Raw genomic sequence first — 25,391 nt, forward strand, 5'->3', positions numbered from 1 at the left:
TTGCAGCGTGGAACGACCCGACATACCCGTGGGCCTCCCGGCCGACATCGAGGCGAAGAAGCTGGCGGCCAAGGCCTGGTTCGAGGAATTGCGCGACCGCATCTGCACCGCCTTCGAGAAGGTCGAGGACGATCTGGCGGGGCCGCAGGCTTCCTGGGCGCCGGGCCGCTTCGAAAAGACGCCGTGGCTGAAGGACGAAGGTGCCGGTGGCGGCGGCACCATGTCGATGATGCACGGCCGCGTCTTCGAGAAGGTCGGCGTCCACACCTCGACGGTTTTCGGCGAATTCTCGCCGGAGTTCCGCAAGCAGATACCCGGCGCCGAGGAAGACCCGCGCTATTGGGCGAGCGGCATCTCGCTGATCGCCCACCCGTGGAACCCCAACGTGCCGGCCGTGCACATGAACACGCGCATGGTGGTGACCTCGCGCCAGTGGTTTGGCGGCGGCGCCGACCTGACGCCGGTGCTGGACCGCCGCCGCACGCAGGAGGATCCCGACACGGTGGCCTTCCACAAGGTGATGCGGCTGGCCTGCGAGCGCAACGCCGCCGTCGCCGACTACGACAAGTACAAGGCCTGGTGCGACGAATATTTCTACCTGTCGCACCGGGGCGAGGCGCGCGGTATCGGCGGCATCTTCTTCGACTGGCTGCATTCGGAGGCCGACAAGGGCGGCTGGGAGGCCGACTTCAACTTCGTGCAGGAGGTCGGCCGCGCTTTTCTCGTCGTCTACCCGCATCTGGTACGGGGCAATTTCAACGACAACTGGACCGACGGCGACCGCGAAGAACAGTTGATCCGCCGCGGCCGCTACGTCGAGTTCAATCTGCTCTACGACCGCGGCACCATCTTCGGCCTGAAGACGGGCGGCAACGTCGCTTCGATCCTGTCTTCCATGCCGCCGGAAGTGAAATGGCCGTAAGCGGCCCCTTCCGGAAGCCACGCCGTCCGTGGCCGGCGATGTTTTTACCGGTCGTGCCGAGCTTGTCGGCGCCTTTCGTGGTATGCTTATCTCCCGACAGAACGAGGAAAGGAGGATTGCGATGAAGGAATTTCACTGCGGATCGCTTGTCCCCGGCTGCGAATGGCACACACGCGCCGAAGAGGAAGCGGAAGTCATGCGGCGCGCCATCGAGCATATGCGCGAGACCCACGGCGAGACGATCATCCGAGAAACGATGGTCGAGGCCATCCGCTCGCGCATCGAAAAGGCCCGCGACGCGGCCTGATCACGCCTTCAGCAAATGCGCGGCGCGCTCGAGCAGCGCGTCGCGCGCCAGCGTGAAACCCGAATCGATCCACTCGTTTTCAAGCGTCCTGAGCGTGGCCCCGATCTTCGGGCCGGGCGCAGCGCCGAGGGTCGAAAGATCGGCGCCCCTGACCGGAAAAACCGGCTTTTCCCATTTCTGCGCGAAGGCGAGCAGGCGCGAATAGCCGCCCGCCTCGATCATCGCCGCATCGTCCTCGATGGCTTTTGCCCGCGCCGAAGCCAGCGCCAGCAGCAGGCGGTCCGTCACCGCGCACACGTCGCCGCGGTAGAGCTTCCTCGCCAGTTGCGCCTCGGTCGTCCTGGGTGCGACCGGATCGGCGAGGCTCCACTGCTTCAACCGGGTCGCCTCGCGGGTCGACAGCTTAAGGCGCGCCGCCAGCGCCTCCATGCGCACCGCGTCCGGCGGCACGATGGCTTCCAGCCGCAGCAGCGGGTCGGGCTGCCAACCAAGGTCCTGCTCGCTCCGCACCAGCGCGTGGATCGCATCAATGCCCCATTTCTCGCTTTCGGGCAGCACCCTGCTCAGGGCGCCGGACTGGCGCATCCACAGCAGGGCGCGGGCCGGATCGGGGGCGGCCAGCAGCTTCTTCAGTTCCGTCCAGACCCGCTCGGCCGAAAGCCGGTCGAGCCCGTCCTTCAGGCGCGCGCAGGCCTTCAGCCCCTCGGCATCGGGTCGACCGGCGCCATACCAGGCGAAGAAGCGGAAAAAGCGCAGGATGCGCAGGTAATCCTCGCGGATGCGTTGCTCCGCATCGCCGATGAAGCGCAGCCGCCGCGCCTCGATGTCGGCCAGGCCGCCGACCAGGTCGACGACCTTGCCATCGGCGTCGGCGTAAAGCGCGTTGATGGTGAAATCGCGCCGCTCGGCATCGGCCTTCCAGTCGCGCCCGAACAGCACCTTCGCATGGCGGCCGTCCGTCTCGATATCGGCGCGCAGCGTCGTCACCTCGAACGGCCGGCCGCCGGCGACAACGGTAACGGTGCCGTGCTCGACGCCTGTCGGCACGGCCTTCAGGCCCGCCGCCTCGGCGCGGCGTATCGTCTCTGCCGGCAGCGTCGTGGTGGCGATGTCGACATCGGCGACCGGCGCGCCGATCAGCGCGTTGCGCACCGCCCCGCCGGCAATGCGCGCCTCCTCGCCGCCTTCGTTCAGTACGGCGAGCAGGTGCTGCAGATGTTCCTCGGCCAGCCAGTCGGCCCTGCCGGTCAGGGAGGCGCTCACGCGTAAAGCCTTTCATACAGCGTGCGCAGGATGCCGGCCGTCACGCCCCATACCCGCTGGCCGTCATAGGGCATCTCGTAGAACATCCATTCGAGATCGTTCCACACGCGGCTGCCGCGGCGATGGTTGGCCGGGTCCATCAGGAAGGAAAGCGGCACCTCGAACGCCGTATCGACCTCGTCGGGGTTGAGATGCAGGGAAAAACCCGGCCGCACGATCCCCAGCACCGGTGCGATCCGATAGCCGCTGCCCGAAACATAGTCGGGCATGCGGCCGATGACTTCGATGAAATCCCGGCCGAGGCCGATTTCCTCGCGCGTCTCGCGCAGCGCGGCGAATTCCGGCGACGGGTCGGTCGCATCGATGGCCCCGCCCGGAAAGGCCACCTGCCCCGAATGCGCCCGCAATTTCTCCGACCGCTTGGTCAACAGCACGGAAGCCTCGTCTCCATGGTCCACGACCGGGATCAGCACCGCCGCGTCGCGCAGCGGATCGGTCCTGCTCAGGCGGGGATGACCGGGATTGAAGCGGTGGTCGCCGAAAACCTCGCCCGCCTTCATGGCCGGCTGGTGGGCCGCGCGGGCACGGAAATCGGCGGCCGAAAACCGGGGGACGGCAAGCCTGTCCATCAGGCGCTCAGCCGCTTCAGGCTGTCCGCCGGCATGATCGGATAGACCTCGCCGCGCGAACGAAGCGCAAAGACCAGCGTGCCGTCGACCATGATCTCCTCGCCGTGGCCGACCAGTTCGTACATCACCGATCGCGCCACCAGCGCCTCCAGCCGCCCGCGTACCAGCACATAGGGCTTCAGCCCGCCGGTCTCGGCCTCGTCGACGAAGCGCAGCGGATGCCCCGGCCCGACCTCGACCACGTCGCCGACATTGGTGCGCAGCGTGATCGCCTGTTCGCCGCCCTCGCCCGAGATATCCGCCTCGACCGCCACGAAGGGCGCGTCGGCGACGCGGATGCCCACCCGTTCCACCGGCGTCACCAGATAGGTCTTGCCGTCCTCGTCCTTGCGCAGCACGGTGGAGAAGAGCTGCACCAGCGGCATGCGGCCGATCGGCGTGCCCATGTAGAACCAGGTGCCGTCCTGCCGGATTTCCATGTCGATGTCGCCGCAGAACGGCGGATTCCACCGCTCCACCGGCGGCAGGCCCTTGCCGGCCCGGGCGGCGCGTGAAATCAGCGCTTCCAGCCCGCGCGAATCCGCGGCCGCGGCAAGTGTTTCCTGTCTTTCGGGAAAGGGATTGGCCATCGTCACGAAATAGTCACTGTTGTTGCGCTTGTCAGCCCAAGTCTGTGATTTAAGTTCACCCGAGGCGCAACGCGAGCCCGAATCGCGGCAATTGTCGCGCGGCTCGATATTTCCAGCTACAAGGATCGATGCCGCATGAGCGTGATGGTCAAGGAAAGTCCTGTCAGTGAACAGGAGATGATCGCGGAGGCCGAGAAGGCCCTCGCCGACATTTCCCGCGTGCGCGAAGGCGTCGGCCGCATCATCTTCGGCCAGGAAAGCGTGGTCGAGCGCGCGCTGGTGGCCCTTCTGGCCGGCGGCCACGCGCTGCTGGTGGGCGTTCCCGGCCTTGCCAAGACCAAGCTGGTGGAAACGCTGGGCATCGTTCTCGGCCTCGACACCAGCCGCATCCAGTTCACGCCCGATCTGATGCCTTCCGACATCCTCGGCTCCGAGGTCATGGAGCAGGACGACGGCGGCCGCCGCTCCTTCCGCTTCATCGCCGGGCCGATCTTCGCGCAACTGCTGATGGCCGACGAGATCAACCGCGCCTCGCCGCGCACGCAGTCGGCGCTGTTGCAGGCAATGCAGGAATATCACGTCACCGTCGCCGGCCAGCGCTACGACCTGCCCGCACCCTTCCACGTGCTGGCGACGCAGAACCCGCTGGAGCAGGAGGGCACCTACCCGCTGCCGGAAGCGCAGCTCGATCGCTTCCTGATGCAGATCGACATCCTGTACCCCGAACTCGAGGCCGAGCGGCGCATCCTGATCGAGACCACCGGCATCGAGGACGCGAAGGCCGAAAACGTCATCGGCTCCGAGCGCCTGAAGCAGATCCAGACGCTCATTCGCCGCATGCCGGTGCCCGAAAGCGTCGTCGAGGCGATCCTCAAGCTGGTGCGCTCGGCGCGCCCCGGCCAGGGCAACGCCGAAACCGACAAGCTGGTCGCCTGGGGCCCCGGCCCTCGCGCCAGCCAGGCCCTGATGCTGTGCACCCGCGCCCGCGCGCTTTACGACGGGCGTCTGGCCCCCTCCACCGACGACGTGCGTGCGCTGGCCGAGCCGGTGCTCCAGCACCGCATGGCGCTGACCTTCGCGGCAAGGGCCGAAGGCACCAGCGTGCGCGACGTCGTGGCGAAACTCGTGAAAGAGATTTGATGGCAAGGATTGGCGAAGCCCAGGTACCGGCGAAAGCGCACGACGCGCTCGCCCGCGCCCGGTCGCGTGCTTCGCTGATGCCCGACCTGCTGGTCGAGGCCCATCGCCTGGTCAACACGGTGATCTCCGGCTGGCACGGCCGCAAGAAGCGCGGCATCGGCGAGAACTTCTGGCAGTTCCGCCCTTACGTCGAAGGCGACAGCGCCCGCATCGACTGGCGCCGCTCCGCCCGCGACGACCATCTTTACGTGCGCGACCGCGAATGGGAGGCCGCCCACACCGTCTGGCTGTGGGCCGATCCTTCGCCCTCGATGCTCTACAAGTCGGCGGCCGCCCCCGTCTCGAAACAGTCGCGCGCGCTGGTGCTGGCGCTCGCCATGGCCGAACTCCTGTCGCGCGGCGGCGAACGCATCGGCTGGCCGGGATTGACCGACCCGTTCACCGCCCGAAACGGCGCCGAGCGCGTCGCCGCTCACCTCGCCCATGCCGGCGAGTTGCCTGCAAAGCCCGACCTCGCCGCCGTCCGCCGCTTTTCCGAGGTCGTGCTGGTCGGCGATTTCCTCGATCCGGTCGAGGAAACGCAGGAATGGCTGGACGGCCTCGCCCGGCGCGGCGTGCGCGCACACCTGATCGAGGTGGCGGACCCGGCCGAGGAAGCCTTTCCCTATGCCGGTCGCACCGAGTTCACCGACCCGGAGACCGGCGAGAAGCTCACCGCCGGCCGTGCCGAAATCCTCGGCGAGGCCTATCGCCACCTTTACGCCGCCCGCCGCGAGGAACTGGCACGCTGGTGCCGCCGGCTCGGCTGGAGTTTTACGACCAACCACACCGACCGCCCTGCCGCCGAAGCATTGGCGCGCGTCCACCTGGCCATGAGCGACGACGGCTTTGAGAGGAGTGCGCGCGGATGAGTTGGCTGCCGCTCTCCTTCGGTGCGCCCATGATGCTGTGGGGGCTCTTGGCGCTGCCTGTCATCTGGTGGCTCCTGAAGCTGACGCCGCCGAAGCCGCAGGCGGAGGTTTTTCCGCCGCTGAAGATCCTGGCCCGCGTGCTACAGCGGGAGGAAACCCCGCAGAACAGCCCCTGGTGGCTGACGCTGCTGCGCCTGCTGATGGCGGCGCTGGTCATCGCCGCCCTTGCCGAACCGGTTTTCAACCCGCGCGAACCGCTGCCCGCGCAAGGCAGCACCCTCGCGCTGGTCATCGACAATGGCTGGGCGGCGGCGCCCGACTGGGACAAGCTCGTCGCCACCGCCGAGCGGCTGATTGCGGACGCCGGCAACAAGGGGGAGCTGGTGATCGTCGCCTTCACCGCCGAGAAGTCGAACGCCGAGATCGGCCCGTTCGATCTCTCCGGTGCGCTCAGCCGGTTGCGCGCCGCCAGGCCACGCCCGATCCCGACCGACCGCCCCGCCGTTTATGCCCGCGTCGCACAGGCGCTCGCCTCGCTGCCCGGCGCCAGCATCGCCATCCTGGCCGACGGCCTTGCCGCGCCCGGCGACGAGGCCGCGTTCAAAACCCTGCTTTCGGGACAGGCGGCCAATGTCGTGTGGGTCGAGCCGGACCGGCTCGCCGCCATCGGCCTCTCCAGCGCGAAAAACGAGGTGGACAACTTCACCCTGACCGCCGTCCGCGCTGCGGGCGACCTGGCGCCCCGCCAAATCACCGCCGGCGCCTTCGACGACAAGGGACGCCGCATCGCCGACGCCACGCTGCGCTTCGGCCCCGGCGAAACCAGGGGCACCGGCCGCATCGCAGTGCCGTTCGAACTGCGCAACGACTTCTCGTCGATCGCGCTCGACGGCGAGCGCCATGCCGGCGCGATGCGCGTGCTCGACAACAGTTCAAAGCGCCGGCGTGTCGGGCTCCTGTCGCAATCCGACGCCGACCAGGCGCAGCCGCTATTGTCGCCGCTCTACTATATCCGCCGCGCGCTCTCGCCCTTTGCCGACCTGGTCGAGCCGAACAGCGCCGACCTCGCCGAGGCCATCCCGCAATTGCTGGATCGCAAGCCGGCGATGATCGTCATGGCCGATGTCGGCACCATTCCGGCGCAGGTCCGGCAAAGGCTGGTCGACTGGGTCGACAATGGCGGCACGCTGGTGCGCTTCGCCGGCTCGCGCCTCGCCGCCGCCGGCAACGACGACGACCTCTTGCCGGTGCATCTGCGCACCGGCGAGCGCTCGCTGGGCGGCTCGCTGTCCTGGACGACGCCGCAGCCGGTCGCCGAATTCCCGGCGGGCAGCCCGTTCGCCGACCTGCCCGCCCCCGTCGAGGTGACCGTGAGCCGGCAGGTGCTCGCCGAGCCCGGCCCGAACATCGCCGACCGCACCTGGGCAAGCCTTGCCGATGGCACGCCGCTGGTGACCGGCCTGAAGAAGGGCAAGGGAACGCTTGTCCTGTTCCACACCACGCCGGAGGCGACGTGGTCGAACCTGCCGATTTCCGGCAGCTTCGTGGAAATGCTGCGCCGGCTGGTGCAGTTGTCGCGCAACCAGGGCAGCGCCGCGGCCGGCACGGAGGCATCTGCCGCGGCCCTCGCGCCCTATCGCATGATCGGCGCCGACGGCATGCTGGTGCCGCCGCCTGCGGACGCGCGGCCGTTGCCGGCGAACGCCAAGGCCGTCACGCTGGAAAACCCGCCCGGTCTCTACGGCTCCGAAGCCGGCGTCGTCGCCCACAACCTGCTGGCTGCCGACGCCGTACTGACGCCGCTCGCCCGCCCGCAAATGGACGTGCCGGTCACCACCATGCGCTACGCCTTCGATGAATCGCTGCACCTGAAAGGGTCGATGATCGCGGCGGCACTGGCCTTGATGCTGCTCGACACGCTGGCGGTGTTCTGGATGGGCGGCCTGTTCTCGCGCGGGGGAAGCCGCTGCCGGGGAGCGGCAACCGCGACCACGGCCGCGATCCTGATCGCCGTTGCCGCCCTGTCGCTCCATGCCGACCCTGCCCGCGCCGACGATTCGAAGCCCGGCGACGCCGCCGCCATCGAGGCCGTCGCCAAGACCCGCATCGCCTATGTGCTGACCGGCGAGCCGAATGTCGACGCCGTCAGCCGCGCCGGCATCGAGGGCTTGAACCGCTTCCTCGTCGAGAAGACCGCGCTGGAGCCGGGCGAGCCGGCCGGCGTCGACATCGCCAAGGACGAGCTCTCCTTCTATCCGCTGATCTACTGGCCGATCGACGCCTCGGCGCCGATGCCGAGCGCGGCCGCGATCGGGCGCATCGACGCCTATATGAACCAGGGCGGCACGGTGCTGTTCGACACGCGCGACCAGTTCTCGACCGGCATCGGCGCAGACTCCGCCAGCCCCGCCACCCAGCGCCTGCGCGACATCCTGGGCAACATGAACGTGCCGCCGCTGGAGCCGGTGCCGGCCGATCACGTACTGACCAAGTCGTTCTACATCCTGCCCGAATTCCCCGGCCGCTTCAGCGGCAGCCCGCTCTGGGTCGAGGCCTCGCTCGACCCGGACAACGCCGACAACCGTCCGGTCCGCACCAGCGACGGCGTGACGCCGATCATGATCACCGCCAACGATTTCGCCGGAGCCTGGGCCATCGACGCCAGCGGCGCGCCGCTGCTGCCGACCGTGCCGCCCGACCCCGAGCAGCGCCTCTATGCCCTGCGCGCCGGCGTCAACATCATGATGTACATGCTGACCGGCAACTACAAATCCGACCAGGTGCACGTGCCGATTCTACTGGAAAGGCTGGGGCAATGATGCAGCGTTTCCGCCCTGCCTGCGATGCGGATGAAGGGCGCGTGCCATGAATTGGTCGCTGTCCTTCGAGCCGCTGTTTTCGTTGCCGCTGCTGGTGGCGATGCTGGTGCCGCTCGCCATCCTCGTGCTGGCCGGGTTGTGGTTTGCCCGCCGCGGCGCGTGGCTGCGCGCGCTGGCGCTGGTGGCGCTGGCGGCCGCCCTCCTCAACCCGGTCTTCCTCGACGAGGACCGCGAGCCGTTGAAAAGCGTCGTCGCCGTGGTGGTCGACCGCAGCCAGAGCCAGGACCTCGGCGACCGCAACGGGCAAACCGACGCAGCCCTTGCCGGTGTCAAGGAAAGGCTCTCGCGCCTCAAGCAGTTCGACGTGCGCGTGATCGAGGCCGGACAGGCCGGCGCGATCGAGGGCCGTACCGAAACCCGGCTGTTCTCCGCGCTGAACACGGCCTTCCGCGACGTGCCCCCCTCGCGCATCGGCGGCTCGATCATGATCACCGACGGCGAGGTGCATGATGCGCCGAAGGGCGCGCCGGAAACCGCCGCGCCGCTGCATGCGCTGATCACCGGGCATGAGAACGAAAAGGACCGCCGCATCCGCTTCGAGCGCGCGCCGCGCTTCGGCCTCGTCGGCAAGCCGCTGGAGATGAGCTACCGCGTCATCGCCACCGGAAACCGGACCGGCCCGGTCGAGGTCCGCGTTTCCGTCAATGGCGAGCAGGTCGCCGTCGAGCAGGCGCGGATCGGCCAGGAAATGCCGTTGCAGGTCACCATCCCCAATGCCGGGAAGAACATCGTCGAGCTTGCCATCCCGAAGGAGGACGGCGAACTGACCGACATCAACAACCACACCATCGCGCTGGTGGACGGCATCCGCGAGAACCTACGCGTTCTCCTGGTATCGGGCGAGCCGCATGCGGGCGAGCGCACCTGGCGCAACCTGCTGAAGTCCGACGCCTCGGTCGACCTCGTCCACTTCACCATCCTGCGGCCGCCGGAAAAGCAGGACGGCACGCCGATCAACGAGCTGTCGCTGATCGCCTTCCCGACACGCGAACTGTTCGTGGAAAAGATCGACCAGTTCGACCTCATCATCTTCGATCGCTACCAGCACCGCGACGTGCTGCCGATCCTCTACTACGACTACATCGCCGAATATGTCGAAAAGGGCGGCGCCCTCCTGATCGCGGCCGGGCCGGAATATGCCGGCGACCAGACCATCGCGCGCACGCCGCTGATGGCGGCGCTGCCGGCCATGCCGACCGGCGAGGTGATCGACAAGGCCTTCTATCCGCGCCTGACCGATCTCGGCCAGCGCCATCCGGTCACGCGCGGCCTCGACGGCTCGACGAGCGAGCCGCCGCACTGGAGCCGCTGGTTCCGCACCATCGGCGTCGACCAGCCCGAGGGCGAGGTGGTGATGAAGGGGGCCGACGATCGCCCGCTGCTGGTGCTCGACCGCAAGGGCGAAGGCCGCGTCGGCATGCTGCTGTCCGACCAGGGCTGGCTGTGGGCGCGCGGCTACGAGGGCGGCGGCCCGCATGTCCAGCTTTACCGCCGCATCGCCCACTGGCTGATGAAGGAGCCGGAATTGGAGGAAGAACGCCTGACGGCCGACGGCCGCGGCATGGTGCTGGAGGTGCGCCGCCAGACCATGAGCGACGATCCCGGCCCGGCGCGCGCCATCACCCCTTCGGGAAAGGCGATGAACATCCCCTTGAAGAAGTCCGAACCAGGCGTCTTCACCGGCAGCGCCGAAGTCAAGGAAATCGGCCTCTACCAGGTCGGCAACGGCAACCTCACCGCGCTGGCCCATGTCGGGCCGGTCAATGCGCCGGAGTTCACCGACGTCGTCTCGACGCAAGATAAGCTGAAGCCGGCGGCCGACGCGACCGGCGGCAGCGTGCGCCGGCTGGCATCCGCGCCGGACGACACCATCGCCCTGCCCTCGATCGTGCCCGTGCGCACCTCCGGCGAAGCTTCCGGCGACGGCTGGATCGGCCTCAGGACCACCGACGACAGCGTGCTCAAGGCCGTCAGCCGCGTGCCGCTTTTCGGCGGTTTCCTTGGCCTCGGCCTTCTCCTGCTGGCGCTGGGCACGATGTGGTATCGGGAAGGAAGGTAGGGGAGTAGGGGAGTAGGGGAGTAGGGGAGTAGGGGAGTAGGGGAAACAAGCGACTCACCCGTCGACTATGCAAGCGCCAAAGCCGCGGCCGCCGATATTACTCCCCTATTCCCCTATTCCCCTATTCCCCTACTCCCTACTCACACAAGAAGGCCGGCCCGCGAACGGACCGGCCTTCGTCTTCACTGGCACCCGAAAGGGAGCGGGCGCTCAGTATTTCGTGGCGGTGTCCGCCTTGGGCTGCGCCGGCGTATGATGTCCCACCTTGTGGACGGACTTGTGGTGGACGACCCGGCACACCCTCTTGTGGTTTACGACCTTGCAAACTGTCTTCTGCTTGGGGTGATAGACGACGTGATGATAGGTCATGTGCTTGACCGGCGCGGCATTGGCGCTGGCGACGCCGGCGATCGGCGACATGGCAGAAGCGGCGGCGAGGGCCAGCAGCGGCACGAAAAACTTCTTCATGATCGGTTCCTCGAAATCAGAGAGCCCTCACGGGCCTGGTAAGGGAAAGGGAAGGAGCGGCTGCGAGGCCACCGGAGGCAGCGACCCCGCAGGCACGGTCACATCGTCTTGCTGGCGTCGGTCTTCTTCGGAGCGACCTTCTTGTGAACTTTCTTCTTGATCACCTTCTTGTGCGCGACCTTGTGCACCGGCTTCTTCACGATCGGGGTCGTCGTCGACGTGGTCGTGGTGGTGGCGGCGGTCGCGGCCGCGGCATTGGCGGCGCTGACGGCCGGAACCGAGAAAGCGACGGCGACGGCGAGGCCGAGGGCGGAGAGGAGAGCTTTGTTCATGGTAGACGTCCTTTCGTTCGCAGGTGGGGTTCGGAGGGTCACTGGTTGGGATCGACCGGCGCCACCCCCAGCACTTTCAAGGCGTTTGCGAGTAGCCGTATGCCCTGTGCCTGTTTCTTTGCGGCGCAGAACCGGTTCGCCTTCCTTTGCAGTGCCTTTGCCTCGGTGACCTGCATCGCCTTGGCATGTTTCTCGATGGCTTCGTCGACCTGTCGACTGAGCCGGCTGCAACGTTCGCTCCGGGTGATCGGGGCCTGGTGAGCGGTCGCACTGACATTCGAACGCGCGGCGGTTGCCGTGATAAGCACCAGGGGCAGAACAATGCCCACCAACCTGATCGAACGTCTCTGCATGGCTCGGTCCTGAACCTTCGGAGCGCTTGGCAACCGATCGTCTGGCCGCCACGGGTGCCTTTATGCCCGACGTTTTTTTCGCCAGTTTTTCCCCAATGTTGAATTTTGTTTCTGGATTGTTTCTGGCGGCCCGCCGCCCGGGCTTTCCGGTGCGAAGGCATGGATTTGCCGTCATTACCGCCCTATGAATCAGGGCAGAGAGATCAACGGCAGGGCTCCCTTGAAATCCGATCCACACATACTCATCGTCGACGACGACAAGGGAATCCGCGACCTCTTGCAGGAATTCTTCCAGAAGCGCGGGCTGCGCGCTTCTGTCGCCGCCGAAGGCAACGAGATGGAGGCCGTGCTGCGCCGCGCGCAGGTCGACCTCATCGTGCTCGACGTCATGCTGCCCGGCAAAAGCGGGCTCGAACTGTGCCGCGAGCTGCGCGCCCGCTACCCGACGCCGATCATCATGCTGACCGCCGTCAACGAAACGACGGACCGCGTCGTCGGGCTGGAAATGGGTGCCGACGATTATGTGCCGAAGCCGTTCGACCCGCGCGAGCTGCTGGCCCGCATCCGAGCCGTCCTGCGGCGCAACAGCCCGCAGGCGCGCCGGGACCCGCAGCCGCAGGTCTATCGCTTCGCCGGCTGGACCCTGGATTGCGCGCGCCGCCGGCTGACCTCCCCCGCCGACGTGCGCGTCGAGCTGACCGCGGCCGAGTTCAACCTTCTCCAGACCCTGGCGCAAAGCGCCCAGCGCGTGCTTTCGCGGGAACAATTGGTCGAGCTTTCCGGCGGCGACAGCTACGACCGCTCGGTCGACATCCTCGTCAGCCGGCTCCGGCGCAAGATGGAGGATGATCCGCGCCGGCCGAAGCTGATCCTGACGGTGCGCAGCGGCGGCTACCAGTTCATGCCGGAGACGGTGGCCGAATGAGGCGCTTCCTGCCGCAGACCCTTCCCGCATGGGTGCTGCTCGTCGTCATCACCGGGCTTCTGGTCAGCCAGGTCACGACCTTCTACCTGGTGCAGCGCGACCGTGCCGCCGACAACGACGTGGTCGAGCTCTACCGGCTCAACGAGCGCGCCTTTTCCTTCGTGCAGCTGATGCACAACGCCTCGCGCGAGGAACGCATGCAACTGGCGGCCGGCCTTTCCAACAAGGGCAATGCGCTGACCGTGTCGGACGAGCCGGCCGTGGCCTCCTCGATCGCCACCGACGACGCGCTGGCCGAACTGGAGGACATCCTGGTCGGGCGCCTGTCGAAATTCGGCGTCATCGACGCGCGCGTGCGCCGCGACGCGGCCGAGCGGCCGGCAAAAAAGCCGGGCGACCCGGAGGGCGATACCGAACTCGGCCAGGTCGAGCGCAACCTTTCGGCTCTGGCGACCAACTTCGCCGCCAGCAAGCGGCTGACCGCCTCGATCGAATTCGCCGACGGCCAGTGGTTGAACTTTACCACGCCGATGACGCCGGTGCCGCCGATCCTGAGCCTCGACAGCACGCCGCTGTCGGCCATCGTCGCCGGGCTCGTCATCATCATGTCGATCTGGTCGCTGCGGCGGCTGACCGCACCCTACCGCGCGCTGGAGCGCGCCGTCGACCGCATCTCGGCCGACCTCAGGAGCCCGCCGCTGGACGAAACCGGCAGCCGCGAATACCGCTCCGCCGCCCGGGCGCTGAACGCCATGCAGGCGCGGCTGCGCGACTATGTCGAGGACCGCGAGCAGCTCGCCGCCGCTCTCGCCCACGATCTGCGCACGCCGCTCACCCGCATGCGCCTGCGCCTCGAACTGCTCGGCCCCTCGAAGCAGCGTGCCGCCCTCACCCACGACCTAGCCGACATCGACCAGATCGCCCGTTCCGTGATCGACTTCGCCACCTTCGAGATCGCCGAGGAAAAGTCCGAGCGCATCGACCTGGGGTCGCTCGCTTCCGCCATCGCCGACAGCTACGAGACGGTTTCGTTCGAGCGCGCTTCGGCGTCGATGCGCGGCATGGTCTGCGAGGCGCGCCCGATCGCGCTGCGCCGCTGCATCACCAACCTCGTCAACAATGCGGTCATCTACGGCAAGCGCGTGCACCTCGACCTCCGCCGCGACGAGTCGGATATCGTCCTGACCATACGCGACGAAGGGCCGGGCCTGCCGCCCGAGCAGTTCGAGCACGTCTTCCGGCCGTTCGTGCGCATGGAGGGCTCGCGCAGCCGCGAGACCGGCGGCTCCGGCCTCGGCTTGACGATCGCGCGCAACATCGCCCGCAGCATGGGCGGCGACGTCCGCCTGAGCAACCACCCGCTGGGCGGGCTGTGCGCCGAACTCAGGCTGCCCGGCGTTGCGTCCAGCGGCTGAGCCGCCGGCAAAGCCGATTCCATATCAGGCGGTTGCGCCCTTTTCCTGACTCACTCTGGCAGCTTGCCCTATCGCCGCAGCACCGCCGACAGCACGTCGCGAATGCCGATCGAGCCGACGAAGCGCGACTGCTCGTCGAACAACGCCACCGGCGCCGTCTGCGAGCGGTGCATGGCCAGCATCACCGTCTTCAGCGGCGTGCCGGGCGTGGCCCAGAACACCTGGCTCGCCTCCTCCGGCTGGGCTTCGACATCGGCACAGGACACCCATATCGCCGGCTTTCCGTTGCGCTCCGCCGCCGTGACCAGGCTGTTCCTGTCGAGCTTGAAGCGCGTGGTGGCGCGGCGGTCGAGCCATACCCAGCCGCCCTTGTCCTTTTCCAGCTCGTTCTTGGTGCGCATCACGTTCCACGCCGTCAGCACCGACAGCGGGTTCACGTTGGCGATGAACTCGCGCACATAGTCGTTGGCCGGGCTGAGCACGATCTCCTCGGGCGCGCCGGTCTGGACGATGCGGCCGCCCTCCATGATGGAGATGTGGCTGCCGATCTTCAGCGCCTCTTCGAGGTCGTGCGACACGAAGATGATGGTCTTCTTCAGTTCGGCCTGCAATTGCAGCAATTCGTCCTGCAGCTTGCTGCGGATCAGCGGGTCGAGCGCGGAGAACGGCTCGTCCATCAGGAGGATCGGCGCGTCGGTGGCGAACGCCCGCGCCAGCCCGACGCGCTGCTGCATGCCGCCGGACAGTTCGTGAGCGTATTTCTTCGACCACTGTTCGAGCCCGACCAGCTTCAACTGCTTGGCCACCCGTTCCTTGCGTTCGGCTTCCGGCACGCCGGCAAGCTCGAGCCCGAAGCCGACATTCTGCTCCACCGTGCGCCAGGGCAGCAGCGCGAACTGCTGGAACACCATGGCGACCTGCTTTTGCCGGATGGCGCGCAGCGTCGCGGGGCTGCAACTGACGACGTCGACGGCCTTGTCGCCCTGCTTGACGAAGACATGGCCGCGCGCCGGCACGTTGAGCAGGTTGACGGCACGCAGCAGCGTCGACTTGCCGGAGCCGGAAAGGCCCATCAGCACCGAAATCTCGCCTTCGCGGATGGTCAGGCTGCAATTGGCGCAGCCGAGCACGGCCCCGGTCTGCGCCAGGATCTCCTGCCGCGTCGCGCCGGTGTCGATCATCGCCAGCGCCCGCGGCTTGTCCTCGCCGAAGACGATATCGACGTTCTGGAAATCGACGGCGACGTTCATTGCGGGCCTCCCGTGGAAACGCGGCTCATGCGGTCGAGGATGATGGCGAGGATGACGATGGCGAGGCCGGCTTCCAGCCCGAGCGGGATGTTGACCGAGTTCAGCGCCCGCACCACCGGCTTGCCGAGGCCATTGGCGCCGATCAGCGCGGCGATGACGACCATGGACAGCGACAGCATGATGCACTGGGTAAGGCCCGCCATGATGGTGGGCAGCGCCGCCGGCAGTTCCACCTTCCACAGAAGCTGGCGCTTGGTGGCGCCGAACGCCTCGCCGGCCTCGAGCATCGGCTTCGGCACCGAGGTGATGCCGAGATAGGTGAGCCGGATCGGCGCCGGGCAGGCGAACACGATGGTGACGATGAGGCCGGGCGCGATGCCGAGGCCGAAGAGGATCAGCACCGGGATCAGGTAGACGAAGGTCGGCATCGTCTGCATGAGATCGAGGATCGGCTGGAGGTAGCGGTAGCCGCGCTCGCTATGCGCCGCCCAGATGCCGACCGGAACGCCGATTGCCATGGAGGCGGCGGCGGCGCCCACGACCAGCACCAGCGTTTCCACCGTATCCTTCCACAGGCCCTGGTTGATGATGAAGGCAAGCCCGATGGCGACACCTACCGCCAGCTTCCATGAGCGTTGCAGCCACCAGGCCAGTCCCGCGATCGCCAGCACCACCAGCACCGGCGGCAGCCAGACGAGCATGTTGATGAGCCCTTGCAGCACGTAGGTCGCGCCGTTGGCGATGGAATCGAAAAACCACTCGAAATTGGTGGTGAGGAAAGTGAAGAACGCCTTTCCCCATTGGCCGACTGGTATCTTGAAGCTGGCAATCAGTGCCGTGACCGGATCCATGGGCTCCCTTCTCCCCCTTGTCGAATTTCTAGAGTATCGGGCCGAAAAAGGTATCGGGTTTTTCGGGCGGTTCCGGTGCTCGATCGAAATGGCGGGGCGCAGCGATGTGCCGGGCGCCCCAAAGAATACGGCAGCCAATCGTCCAGGGATTGGCCGCCGTTTCGTTCAGGCGACAGTCGTCGCAGGCCTCATTGGCCAAGCGCCGTCTTGACGGCCGCGGCGGCGTCACCGCCGTCGAAGGTGGTGACGCCCTTCAGCCACGGTTCGACCGCGTCGGGATTGGCCTTCAGCCACGCCGTGGCCGCCGCCTTAGGCTCGGCGCCGTCGTTGAGGATCGCGCCCATGATCTCGTTTTCCATCTTCAGCGAGAAAACGAGATTCTTGAGGAACGCGCCGACATTGGCGCATTCGCCCAGGTAGCCGGCGCGCACGTTGGTGTGCACGGTGGCGCCGCCGTAGTTGGGGCCGAACACGTCATCGCCGCCTTCGAGATACTTCATGTCGATGGTGGAATTCATCGGATGCGGCTCCCAGCCGAGGAAAACGACGTCCGTCTTCGAGGGAACGGCTTTCTGCACCGCCGCCAGCATGCCCGCTTCCGAGCTCTCGACCAGCTCGAAGCCGCCGAGTTCGAACTTGTTGTTGGAGATCATGTCGAGGATCAGGCGGTTGCCGTCATTGCCGGCCTCGATGCCGTAGATCTTGTTGCCGAGCTTGTCCTTGAACTTGGCGATGTCCTGGAAGCTCTTCAGGCCTTCGTCATAGGTATAGGTCGGGACCGCCAGCGTGTACTTGGCGCCCTCGAGGTTGATGCCGATATCCTCTACCGATTTGTCCTCGAGATAGGGCTTGATGTCGGCTTCCATCGTCGGCATCCAGTTGCCGAGGAATACGTCGATGTCCTTGTTCTTGAGCGAGGTGTAGGTGACCGGCACCGACAGTACCTGCACGTCGGGCGTATAGCCGAGGGCCTCGAGAATGACGGAAGCGGTCGCCGTGGTCGAGGTGATGTCCGTCCAGCCCACATCCGCGAAATGAACGGCCTTGCAGCTGTCCGGCTCCGCCGCGAAAGCTACCACGCTCGTTGAAAGAAAAGCCGCCAGGCCGAGCCCGGCGACGATGGATTTCTTGCGCGACATGTCGACTTCTCCCATTTGAAACCTGAGACGAAGCGGATTTCATTATCCGCCTTGTTTTTACAGCCAAACATCATTTTGGCGCCGTTTCAAGCGCCAGCACCCCCACAATCGGCGGCGCGCACTGGTCGTTAAACGACACGGTTGACGCTTTTGAGGCGCCTGCCCTTTTCTCGTCGGCGGCCCGTCCGGGCGATGGTACAATCGGCGCGTGCAATCTTTTCAAAACCTGTTAGGGTGCGCCCCGTTCACCTATATGATGTGAGGGATTCGCCGGGCCGGTGACCGTTTTTGGCCGGCGGCGACAGCGTTTCCCCGATTCGACACCAACAGGAGAAGAAGGAAAGCCATTGCAAGTTCTGGTACGCGACAACAACGTCGAACAGGCCCTCAGGGTCCTGAAGAAGAAGATGCAGCGCGAAGGCGTGTTCCGCGAGATGCGGTCCCGGCGCGCTTACGAAAAGCCCTCCGAAAAGCGTGCGCGTGAGAAGGCCGAGGCGATCCGCCGCAACCGCAAGGCGGCGCGCAAGCTCGCCATTCGCGAAGGCCTCATCGCCGGTCCGGCCAGGAAGCCGCCGCAGCAGCGCACCCCGCGTCCGTCGGCCGCATAGCCGGCACTGTCCGACCCGCCAACGGGCCTCGCCCGATGGCGGGTGTAGCGATGCCGGCAATCCGGCATTCGCCTTGCGTTCCTTCTTGTCTTAGTCATCCTCGCAACCACATATCTGCAACCGGGACGGCATTCGTACGTTTCGACGGCCTGTTGACTGAGAGGGACGCCATACATGCTCGATCCGATCGTGAACTTCGTCACCCGGATTTTCCAATGGGTCGGGCGAGGCATAGGCCTTGCCGTCGGCATCGTGCTGTGGCCCTTCCTGTGGGTCAGCCGCTGGTACAGCGGGCGCGGCTTCATCCTGAAAGGCATTCTCGGCGCGATCGTCGTGGTCCTCGTCGGCCTTTACGCCTATTTCTTCTACGTCACCCAGTGGTGGACCAATTTCAACCCGGACTATCCGGCGGCGATTTCGGCCCAGAAGGAGCCGACGGCGGCTGGCAACCCGGTCGGCACCGACACGCAGCAGACGCCGACGTCCTGCAAGCCTTCCGCCATCGCTGCCGTTTCGGCCGATCTCATCGACTTCAACGTCAACCAGAACGCCTGGATATCCTCGATGGTGCTGTCGAAGGCCGGCTTCTTCGGCATCGAATGGCGCCGCACGCCCTTTTTCGACAACAAGGCCGCCTTCCAGCTCGGCATCAACCAGGTGCTGCGTCGCACCACCACGGAACTCGTCGATACGCTGGGGCGCGTGCGCGGCACCTCGCAGATCGACCAGAACCTCCAGGACGCACGCACCGCGCTCGCCTGGAACGAGGACGCCTGGTACATCGGCTGGCGCGGCCCCACCCGCCCGACGCCGAGCGTCTACCGCGAGGCTATCCGCAAGCTCAGGGCCTATAATGCCAGCCTGGAGAAGTGCCAGGTGACGTTCGACGCGCGCGCCGACAACCTGATGCAGTTTCTCGACCGTATCGCCGGCGACATCGGCTCGACCTCCGACATCCTGCGCGCCCGCATCGCGGCTTCCGACGCCGGCTGGTTCGATTTCCGGGCCGACGACCGCTTCTGGTTCGCCTATGGCCAGCTCTACGCCTATTACGGCATCCTGACGGCGGCGCGCTCCGACTTCGGCACGGTCATCGCCGAACGTAACCTCGGCACGCTGTGGGCGCGCCTGGAACAGCAGTCGCGCGCGGCGCTGGACGTGCAGCCCTGGATCATCTCCAACGGCAGCGAATCCAGTTCCTTCTTCCCCTCGCACCTGGCGACGATGGGCTTCAACCTGCTGCAGGTGCGCACCAACATCGTCGAGGTCCGCTCGGTGCTCGACCGCTAAGACCCTGCGGCGGCGCGCCCATCGCCGGCGCGCCGCTCCTCCCTGCCGGCCGATGCGCATTGCGCGCAATGCTGCATTGCGGCAATAGCGTTTGCAAACCGGCGCCGGCCGGTTCATTTCTTCGCTTTCAATCGTTTCATCCTGGGCCTTCCATGCCTCTGCCGATCCTAGCGCTCGCCATTGCGTCCTTTTGCATCGGCACCACCGAATTCGTCATCATGGGCCTGCTGCCCGAGGTCGCGGCCGACCTTGGCGTGTCGATCCCTTCCGCCGGCCTGCTCGTCACCGGCTATGCGCTCGGTGTCGTCTTCGGCGCGCCGGTCATCGCCATCGCCACCGCCCATATGCGGCGCAAGCCGGTGCTGGTGGCGCTGGCCTCGCTGTTCGTGGTCGGCAACCTGCTGTGCGCCGTCGCCCCCACCTACTGGACGCTGATGGCGGCGCGCGTCATCACCGCCTTCGGCCACGGCGCCTTTTTCGGCATCGGCTCGGTCGTCGCCGCCAGCCTGGTGCCCAGGAACAAGCAGGCGAGCGCCGTCGCCCTCCTGTTCGCGGGCCTGACGCTCGCCAACATTCTCGGCGTGCCCGGCGGCACCGCGCTCGGCGAGGCTTTCGGCTGGCGCGCGACCTTCCTCGCCGTCGTCGTGCTCGGCCTGGCCTCGGTCGCGGCCATCGCCTGGCTGGTGCCCTCCGACGTGGCTCCGCCGAGCGGCAGCGGGCTGCGCGGCGAGTTGCGCGTGCTCGGCAAGCTGCAGGTGTGGCTGGCGATGCTGGTCTCGGTGATGGTCTCGGGCGGACTGTTTGCGATGTTCACCTACATCAAGCCCTATCTTACCGGCGTTTCCGGCCTGTCGACCGAAGCGGTGACCTGGGTCCTGCTGCTGTTCGGCGCCGGCATGACCATCGGCAACATCATCGGCGGCAGGCTGGCCGACTGGAAACTGATGCCGACCGTCATCGGCACGCTGGTGGCGCTGATCCTCGTCTTCGGCGCGCTCGCGCAGTTCGGATCGGTGGCGGCATTTGCCATCGGCCTGGTCTTCCTGTGGGGCCTGGTGGACTTCGTCATCGTGCCGCCCTTGCAGATCCGAGTGGTCGAGACGGCCGCCGACGGGCCGAACCTCGCCGCCACCCTGAACCAGGGCGCGTTCAACATGGGCAACGCCATCGGCGCATGGATCGGCGGAGCGGCCCTTTCCTTCGGCGTTTCCTATGCCGACCTGCCGCTGGTCGGCGCGCTGGTCACCGCCATCGGCCTCGCCGTGGCGCTGTGGTCCTACGCGCTCGATCGCCGCCAGTCCGCACGGGCGGCTCCCCTTCCCTACCCGGCCGAATAGCCGGCGGCCCGCACGATTGCGGCTGGACCAATCCTCCCTTATCGACATGGGCCGGCTGAATTGGCATGCCTAACCGGACGACAGGAGGCACGGCGATGGAAAAGACGATCGAGCGGCTGCAGGGCGACAGCGAAGGCGTCGCCTATGAATTCCCGGTGTTCCGGTTTTCCGGCACCGACAAGGCGGCTCCTTCCGCCTATCTGCAAGCCGCCCTCCACGCCGGCGAGTTGCCGGGAACCGTCGCCATCGACGCGCTGATGCCGAAACTGGCGAAGGCCGAGGCCGAAGGGCGCATCCGGGGCGACATCACGCTGGTGCCATGGGCCAACCCTGTCGGCCGCGCCCAATACCATTTCACCGAGCAGGAAGGCCGTTTCCACCTCGGCACCCGCACCAATTTCAACCGCGATTTTCCGCTGATCGAGCGGCAGGATACCAGCCTGCTGCCCGACGAGACGCAACTGAAGACCGTCGACGAGCGGCTGAAAGCCCGCCTGCTGCGGCTTTCCGTCGGTCACGACATCGTGCTCGACCTGCATTGCGACGACGAGAGCGTCGCCTATCTTTACGTGCCGCGGCAGTTGTGGCCGGCCATGGAAGACTGCGCCGCCGCCATGGGCGTGGACGCGGTGCTGTTGTGGGAAGGCGCCAGCGGCGCCGCCTTCGAGGAAGCCTCGCTGCAACCGCTCCTGTCGAAGGACAAGGCCGCGCTCGAACGGCATGCCGTCACCACGGTCGAATATCGCGGGATCGCCGATGTCGACGGCGCGCTGGCCGAAAGCGACGGCGAAGGCCTTTACCGCCTGCTGGTGGCGCGCGGTGTGATTGACGACTCCAGGCTTGCCGCACCCGGGCCGTTCAAGGGCGTCGTCGCGCCGCTCGAAAACATCGATATGATGCCCGCGCCGAAGGCCGGCGCCGTCCTCTATGCGGTGAAGCCCGGCGACCGGGTGGAGAAAGGCGATCTGCTGGCAACCATCGTGCACGCGCCCGGCGAGCCGGACGGCCGCGCGCAAGTCCGTGCACCGCAGGCCGGCTACATCCTTACCCGCCGCTCGCACCGCATCACGCGCCGCTACGACGACCTCGTCAAGCTGGTCGGCTCGATCCGCAGCCAGGACGCCCGCAGCGGAACGCTGGAGGTCTGACCCGCGCCTGCCCGTAAATCCAGTTGCGCGGCGGCCCGTTCGCCGCTATGGGATTGGCCATGAACACGCATTCGACCAAGAGCATCTGGTGGTGGGCCTGCTGACAGCGGCCTGTTGAAGCGCGTGCGCGTAAAAAATGGACAGTGGCCGCAGCGGAATGCCCGGGCGGCCATTTTGTTTTCGCGCTCCGGGTCCGTTGCCCAGAAATCGAGCGGAGACGGCAATGACGGTGCATATTCTGGAAAACGGGGCGGAGCGATACGTCACCGAAGGCGGCGTAACGATTACCCGCCAGCGCCATGAGCGGCCTTACGTGGGCGCGATCGATCCTTACATCGACGGGCTGAACGGCCGGCGCGGCGCAGTGTTTTCCTCCAACTACGAATATCCTGGCCGCTACACCCGCTGGGACACCGCCATCATCGACCCGCCGCTGGTGATTTCGGCGCATGGCCGCGCCATGAAGATCGAGGCGCTGAACGCGCGCGGCGAAAAGCTGTTGCCGGCGCTCGGCAAGGTGCTTGAGCCGCTTGCCGATGTCTCGATCACCGAGACGTCCAGCCGGCTGATCCGCCTCGACGTGGCGAAGCCCACCCATGTCCTTGCCGAAGAGGAGCGCAGCCGCGCGCCTTCCGTCTTCACGGTGCTGCGCGCCGTCACCGCCCTGTTCAAGAGCCCCGAAGACGCCAATCTCGGCCTCTACGGCGCGTTCGGCTACGACCTCGCGTTCCAGTTCGACCCGGTAGAGCACACGCTGAAGCGCGCCGAAAGCCAGCGCGACCTGGTGCTGTTCCTGCCCGACGAAATCCTCGTCGTCGACCACTATTCGGCCAAGGCCTGGACCGACCGCTACGATTTTTCGGGTGACGGCTTTTCCACCGAAGGCCTCGGGCGCGAACCGCATGTCGAACCCTTCAAGCCGTCCGACCGCATCCCGCCGCGCGGCGACCACGTGCCCGGCGAATATGCCGATGTCGTGCGCAAGGCCATGGCGAGCTTCAAGCGCGGCGACCTGTTCGAGGTCGTGCCCGGCCAGATGTTCTACGAACGTTGCGAAAGCGCGCCCTCCGACATCGCCCGCAAGCTGAAGGTCATCAACCCCTCGCCCTATTCGTTCTTCATCAACCTCGGCGAAGGCGAATACCTGATCGGCGCGTCGCCGGAGATGTTCGTGCGCGTCAACGGCCGCCGCGTCGAGACCTGCCCGATCTCGGGCACCATCAAGCGCGGCGACGACGCCATCGCCGACCATGAGCAGATCCTGAAACTGCTCAACTCCAAGAAGGACGAGAGCGAGCTCACCATGTGCTCGGACGTCGACCGCAACGACAAGAGCCGCGTGTGCGAACCCGGCTCGGTGCGCGTCATCGGCCGCCGCCAGATCGAGATGTATTCGCGCCTCATCCATACCGTCGACCATATCGAAGGCCGGCTGCGCCCCAACATGGACGCCTTCGACGCCTTCCTCACCCATGCTTGGGCCGTCACCGTCACCGGCGCGCCGAAACTGTGGGCCATGCGCTTCATCGAACAGAACGAGAAAAGCCCGCGCGCCTGGTACGGCGGCGCCATCGGCATGGTGCATTTCAACGGCGACCTCAATACCGGCTTGACGCTGCGCACCATCCGCATCAAGGACGGCATCGCCGAAGTGCGCGCCGGCGCCACGCTACTTTACGATTCCGTCCCCGAGGAAGAAGAAGCCGAAACCGAACTGAAGGCATCCGCCATGCTGTCCGCCATCCGCGATGCGAAGACCGCGAACACCGTCTCGACCGAGCGCAGCGCCGCCCGCGTCGGCGAAGGCCTCAACATCCTGCTGGTCGACCACGAGGACAGTTTCGTCCACACGCTGGCCAACTACTTCCGCCAGACGGGCGCCAACGTCTCCACGCTGCGCAGCCCGGTGCTGGAAGAGGCGTTCGAGCGGCTGAAGCCGGACCTCGTGGTACTGTCGCCCGGCCCCGGCACGCCGAAGGACTTCGACTGCACGGCAACGATCCGCAAGGCACGCGCGCGCGACCTGCCGATCTTCGGCGTCTGCCTCGGCCTGCAGGCCCTGGCCGAAGCCTATGGCGGCACGCTTGGCCAACTCGACGTACCCATGCACGGCAAGGCCTCGCGCATCCATGTCTCGCGGCCCGGAATCATCTTCTCCGGCCTGCCGGAGGACGTTACCGTCGGCCGCTATCACTCGCTGTTCGCCGACAAGGCGACGCTGCCCGACGGCTTCGAGGTGACCGCCACCAGCGAGGACGGCACCATCATGGCCTTCGAGCACAAGAAGGAGCCGGTCGCGGCCGTTCAGTTCCACCCCGAATCGATCATGTCGCTCGGCCACGATGCCGGCATGCGCATGATCGAGAATGTCGTCGTGCACCTGCCGCGCAAGGCGAAGGAAAAAGCGGCTTAGCAAAGGTCCCGGCTTGAATGAGCGTTGCCACCACCCCCGCTGACGCCGCCAAGCAGCGCGTTGCCACCATTGCTTTCTGGTCGATCATCGTCGCGCTGGCGGTGATGAGCCTGAAATTCGTGGCCTGGCGGATGACGGGTTCCGTCGCGCTCTATTCGGATGCGCTGGAATCGATCGTCAACGTGATCACGGCGGCGGCGGCGCTGTGGGCGATCCGCGTCAGCCACAAGCCGGCCGACCAGGATCATCCCTTCGGCCACCACAAGGCGGAATATTTCTCGGCCGTGCTCGAGGGCGTGCTGATCGTGGTGGCGGCGCTGCTGATCATCGCCCAGGTGTGGAACTCGCTGCGCAATCCGGTGGCGATGGAGCAGCCATGGGAGGGCCTTGCCGTCAACGGCGGTGCCGCTGTCATCAACATGGCCTGGGCGATCTTCCTGATCCGCTCCGGCCGCAAGGCGCGGTCGCCGGCGCTGGTGGCGGACGGCCAGCACATCATGACCGACGTGGTGACCTCCGCCGGCGTCATCGTCGGCCTGGTGGCCGCCGTCGTCACCGGCTGGCACGTGCTCGACCCGCTGCTCGCCCTCGTCGTGGCGCTGAACATTCTCTACCAGGGCTGGCACGTCACCGGCGAATCGCTGAACGGCCTGATGGATCGCGGCGTCGACAGCGAAGAGCACATGCACATCCGCGACATCATCTCGGCCAATTCCAAGGGCGCGCTGGAGGTCCACGACCTCAAGACCCGCATCGCCGGGCGCGCCACCTTCATCGAGTTCCACATGGTCGTCGCCGCCGACATGACGGTCGGCGAAAGCCATGTCATCTGCGACCGCATCGAAGATGCGCTGAAGGCCGAGATTCCTTCGGTGCGCGTGACGATCCACGTCGAGCCGGAAGACGAGGCCAAGTTGCCGAAGGGCACCACTGCCGTTCCCTTCGCCTGACGCCATGCCGGTAAGGTCTTGACCTGCCGCCGGTTTCGCCCAATCTCGCCAATGCTGTTCCCAAAAGCGGTTCCGGTTTCCGCCGGAATCGACGGAACCGCTCTACCTCTTTGGCCTGGCCGCATTTCCGCATGCAAAACCGTTTCACACTTTTGCCGGAAATGCTCTAAGAC

General features: G+C 66.6%; 23 protein-coding genes. 14 read left to right on the forward strand and 9 right to left on the reverse strand.

Translation table 11 applies throughout. The features are described from left to right. The first annotated feature begins 7 nt into the window (after positions 1-7). Together hemF and ACFOHJ_RS03190 are read left to right on the forward strand one after the other, a co-directional pair. Positions 8-922 (forward strand): oxygen-dependent coproporphyrinogen oxidase, encoded by a 915-nt coding sequence (gene hemF, locus ACFOHJ_RS03185; protein WP_378218458.1) that lies wholly within the window; start codon positions 8-10, stop codon positions 920-922. A 121-nt stretch (positions 923-1,043) separates the two neighbouring features. Continuing rightward, positions 1,044-1,229 (forward strand): DUF1059 domain-containing protein, encoded by a 186-nt coding sequence (locus ACFOHJ_RS03190; RefSeq protein ID WP_315924440.1) that lies wholly within the window; start codon positions 1,044-1,046, stop codon positions 1,227-1,229. Here the strand turns inward: ACFOHJ_RS03190 and ACFOHJ_RS03195 are convergent, their stop codons facing one another. Genes ACFOHJ_RS03195 through ACFOHJ_RS03205 form a run of 3 tightly spaced genes read right to left on the reverse strand, consistent with a single transcriptional unit; the run spans position 1,230 to position 3,750 of the window. Next, a complete protein-coding gene (locus tag ACFOHJ_RS03195) occupies positions 1,230-2,492 on the reverse strand; it encodes a CCA tRNA nucleotidyltransferase (RefSeq protein ID WP_378218460.1) in 1,263 nt (420 codons plus the stop codon). Next, a complete protein-coding gene (locus tag ACFOHJ_RS03200; protein WP_378218462.1) occupies positions 2,489-3,121 on the reverse strand; it encodes a CoA pyrophosphatase in 633 nt (210 codons plus the stop codon). Before ACFOHJ_RS03200 ends, ACFOHJ_RS03195 begins: the two co-directional genes overlap by 4 nt. Beyond that, positions 3,121-3,750 (reverse strand): DUF1285 domain-containing protein, encoded by a 630-nt coding sequence (locus ACFOHJ_RS03205; protein ID WP_378218709.1) that lies wholly within the window; start codon positions 3,748-3,750, stop codon positions 3,121-3,123. Before ACFOHJ_RS03205 ends, ACFOHJ_RS03200 begins: the two co-directional genes overlap by 1 nt. Before the next feature lie 135 nt (positions 3,751-3,885). Here ACFOHJ_RS03205 and ACFOHJ_RS03210 point away from each other — a divergent pair, with 135 nt between their 5' ends. The 4 genes from ACFOHJ_RS03210 to ACFOHJ_RS03225 are packed head-to-tail and all read left to right on the forward strand — an operon-like array spanning position 3,886 to position 10,739. Beyond that, positions 3,886-4,890 carry an AAA family ATPase gene (locus ACFOHJ_RS03210; RefSeq protein ID WP_378218464.1) on the forward strand — a complete coding sequence of 335 codons (1,005 nt, stop codon included), beginning with the start codon at positions 3,886-3,888 and terminating at the stop codon, positions 4,888-4,890. Then, positions 4,890-5,801 carry a DUF58 domain-containing protein gene (locus ACFOHJ_RS03215; protein ID WP_378218466.1) on the forward strand — a complete coding sequence of 304 codons (912 nt, stop codon included), beginning with the start codon at positions 4,890-4,892 and terminating at the stop codon, positions 5,799-5,801. The genes ACFOHJ_RS03210 and ACFOHJ_RS03215 overlap by 1 nt, the downstream gene beginning before the upstream one ends. After that, positions 5,798-8,620, forward strand: a complete 2,823-nt coding sequence (locus tag ACFOHJ_RS03220) for a DUF4159 domain-containing protein (RefSeq protein WP_378218468.1) — start codon at positions 5,798-5,800, stop codon at positions 8,618-8,620. Before ACFOHJ_RS03215 ends, ACFOHJ_RS03220 begins: the two co-directional genes overlap by 4 nt. A gap of 46 nt (positions 8,621-8,666) precedes the next feature. Next, entirely contained in the window at positions 8,667-10,739 is a 2,073-nt protein-coding gene (locus tag ACFOHJ_RS03225; protein WP_378218470.1) for a hypothetical protein, read from the forward strand. Positions 10,740-10,949: 210 nt separating this feature from the next. On the opposite strand, the gene ACFOHJ_RS03230 is transcribed toward ACFOHJ_RS03225, so the two are convergent. The 3 genes from ACFOHJ_RS03230 to ACFOHJ_RS03240 form a co-directional block, all read right to left on the reverse strand. Continuing rightward, positions 10,950-11,207: a hypothetical protein gene (locus ACFOHJ_RS03230; RefSeq protein WP_378218472.1), complete on the reverse strand. Its 258-nt coding sequence runs from the start codon at positions 11,205-11,207 to the stop codon at positions 10,950-10,952. A 98-nt stretch (positions 11,208-11,305) separates the two neighbouring features. Beyond that, positions 11,306-11,539 carry a hypothetical protein gene (locus tag ACFOHJ_RS03235; RefSeq protein WP_378218473.1) on the reverse strand — a complete coding sequence of 78 codons (234 nt, stop codon included), beginning with the start codon at positions 11,537-11,539 and terminating at the stop codon, positions 11,306-11,308. A 38-nt stretch (positions 11,540-11,577) separates the two neighbouring features. Further along, positions 11,578-11,892: a hypothetical protein gene (locus tag ACFOHJ_RS03240; protein ID WP_378218475.1), complete on the reverse strand. Its 315-nt coding sequence runs from the start codon at positions 11,890-11,892 to the stop codon at positions 11,578-11,580. Between the two features lie 220 nt (positions 11,893-12,112). On the opposite strand from ACFOHJ_RS03240, the gene ACFOHJ_RS03245 reads away from it, so the two are divergent. Together ACFOHJ_RS03245 and ACFOHJ_RS03250 are read left to right on the forward strand one after the other, a co-directional pair. Next, positions 12,113-12,817, forward strand: a complete 705-nt coding sequence (locus ACFOHJ_RS03245; RefSeq protein WP_378218477.1) for a response regulator — start codon at positions 12,113-12,115, stop codon at positions 12,815-12,817. Beyond that, positions 12,814-14,232 carry an ATP-binding protein gene (locus ACFOHJ_RS03250; RefSeq protein ID WP_378218479.1) on the forward strand — a complete coding sequence of 473 codons (1,419 nt, stop codon included), beginning with the start codon at positions 12,814-12,816 and terminating at the stop codon, positions 14,230-14,232. Before ACFOHJ_RS03245 ends, ACFOHJ_RS03250 begins: the two co-directional genes overlap by 4 nt. Positions 14,233-14,300: 68 nt before the next feature. Here ACFOHJ_RS03250 and choV read toward each other — a convergent pair whose 3' ends face one another. From choV to ACFOHJ_RS03265, 3 genes are all read right to left on the reverse strand, one after another. After that, complete coding sequence (choV, locus tag ACFOHJ_RS03255; RefSeq protein ID WP_378218481.1) at positions 14,301-15,482, reverse strand: choline ABC transporter ATP-binding protein; 1,182 nt, start codon at positions 15,480-15,482, stop codon at positions 14,301-14,303. Then, a complete protein-coding gene (gene choW / locus ACFOHJ_RS03260; RefSeq protein WP_378218483.1) occupies positions 15,479-16,333 on the reverse strand; it encodes a choline ABC transporter permease subunit in 855 nt (284 codons plus the stop codon). Before choW ends, choV begins: the two co-directional genes overlap by 4 nt. 188 nt (positions 16,334-16,521) lie before the next feature. Beyond that, positions 16,522-17,472, reverse strand: coding sequence for a choline ABC transporter substrate-binding protein (locus ACFOHJ_RS03265; RefSeq protein ID WP_378218485.1), 951 nt, complete (start codon positions 17,470-17,472; stop codon positions 16,522-16,524). Between the two features lie 347 nt (positions 17,473-17,819). On the opposite strand from ACFOHJ_RS03265, the gene rpsU reads away from it, so the two are divergent. From rpsU to ACFOHJ_RS03295, 6 genes are all read left to right on the forward strand, one after another. Further along, complete coding sequence (gene rpsU, locus ACFOHJ_RS03270) at positions 17,820-18,080, forward strand: 30S ribosomal protein S21 (protein WP_378218487.1); 261 nt, start codon at positions 17,820-17,822, stop codon at positions 18,078-18,080. Positions 18,081-18,254: 174 nt separating this feature from the next. Beyond that, positions 18,255-19,370 (forward strand): DUF2333 family protein, encoded by a 1,116-nt coding sequence (locus tag ACFOHJ_RS03275; protein WP_378218489.1) that lies wholly within the window; start codon positions 18,255-18,257, stop codon positions 19,368-19,370. 152 nt (positions 19,371-19,522) lie between these two features. Beyond that, on the forward strand, positions 19,523-20,707 hold the full coding sequence (locus ACFOHJ_RS03280; RefSeq protein WP_378218491.1) for an MFS transporter: 1,185 nt from the start codon (positions 19,523-19,525) through the stop codon (positions 20,705-20,707). 95 nt (positions 20,708-20,802) lie between these two features. Beyond that, the gene (locus ACFOHJ_RS03285) at positions 20,803-21,855 is read left to right on the forward strand and encodes a succinylglutamate desuccinylase/aspartoacylase domain-containing protein (RefSeq protein WP_378218493.1); all 1,053 of its coding nucleotides are present in this window, start codon (positions 20,803-20,805) and stop codon (positions 21,853-21,855) included. Positions 21,856-22,078: 223 nt separating this feature from the next. Continuing rightward, positions 22,079-24,268, forward strand: coding sequence for an anthranilate synthase (locus ACFOHJ_RS03290; protein WP_378218494.1), 2,190 nt, complete (start codon positions 22,079-22,081; stop codon positions 24,266-24,268). Between the two features lie 17 nt (positions 24,269-24,285). Beyond that, positions 24,286-25,218: a cation diffusion facilitator family transporter gene (locus ACFOHJ_RS03295; protein ID WP_378218496.1), complete on the forward strand. Its 933-nt coding sequence runs from the start codon at positions 24,286-24,288 to the stop codon at positions 25,216-25,218. Positions 25,219-25,391 lie beyond the last annotated feature (173 nt).

Origin of the sequence: Aquamicrobium soli (assembly GCF_042646345.1) — a bacterium.
Lineage (GTDB): Bacteria > Pseudomonadota > Alphaproteobacteria > Rhizobiales > Rhizobiaceae > Mesorhizobium > Mesorhizobium soli_A.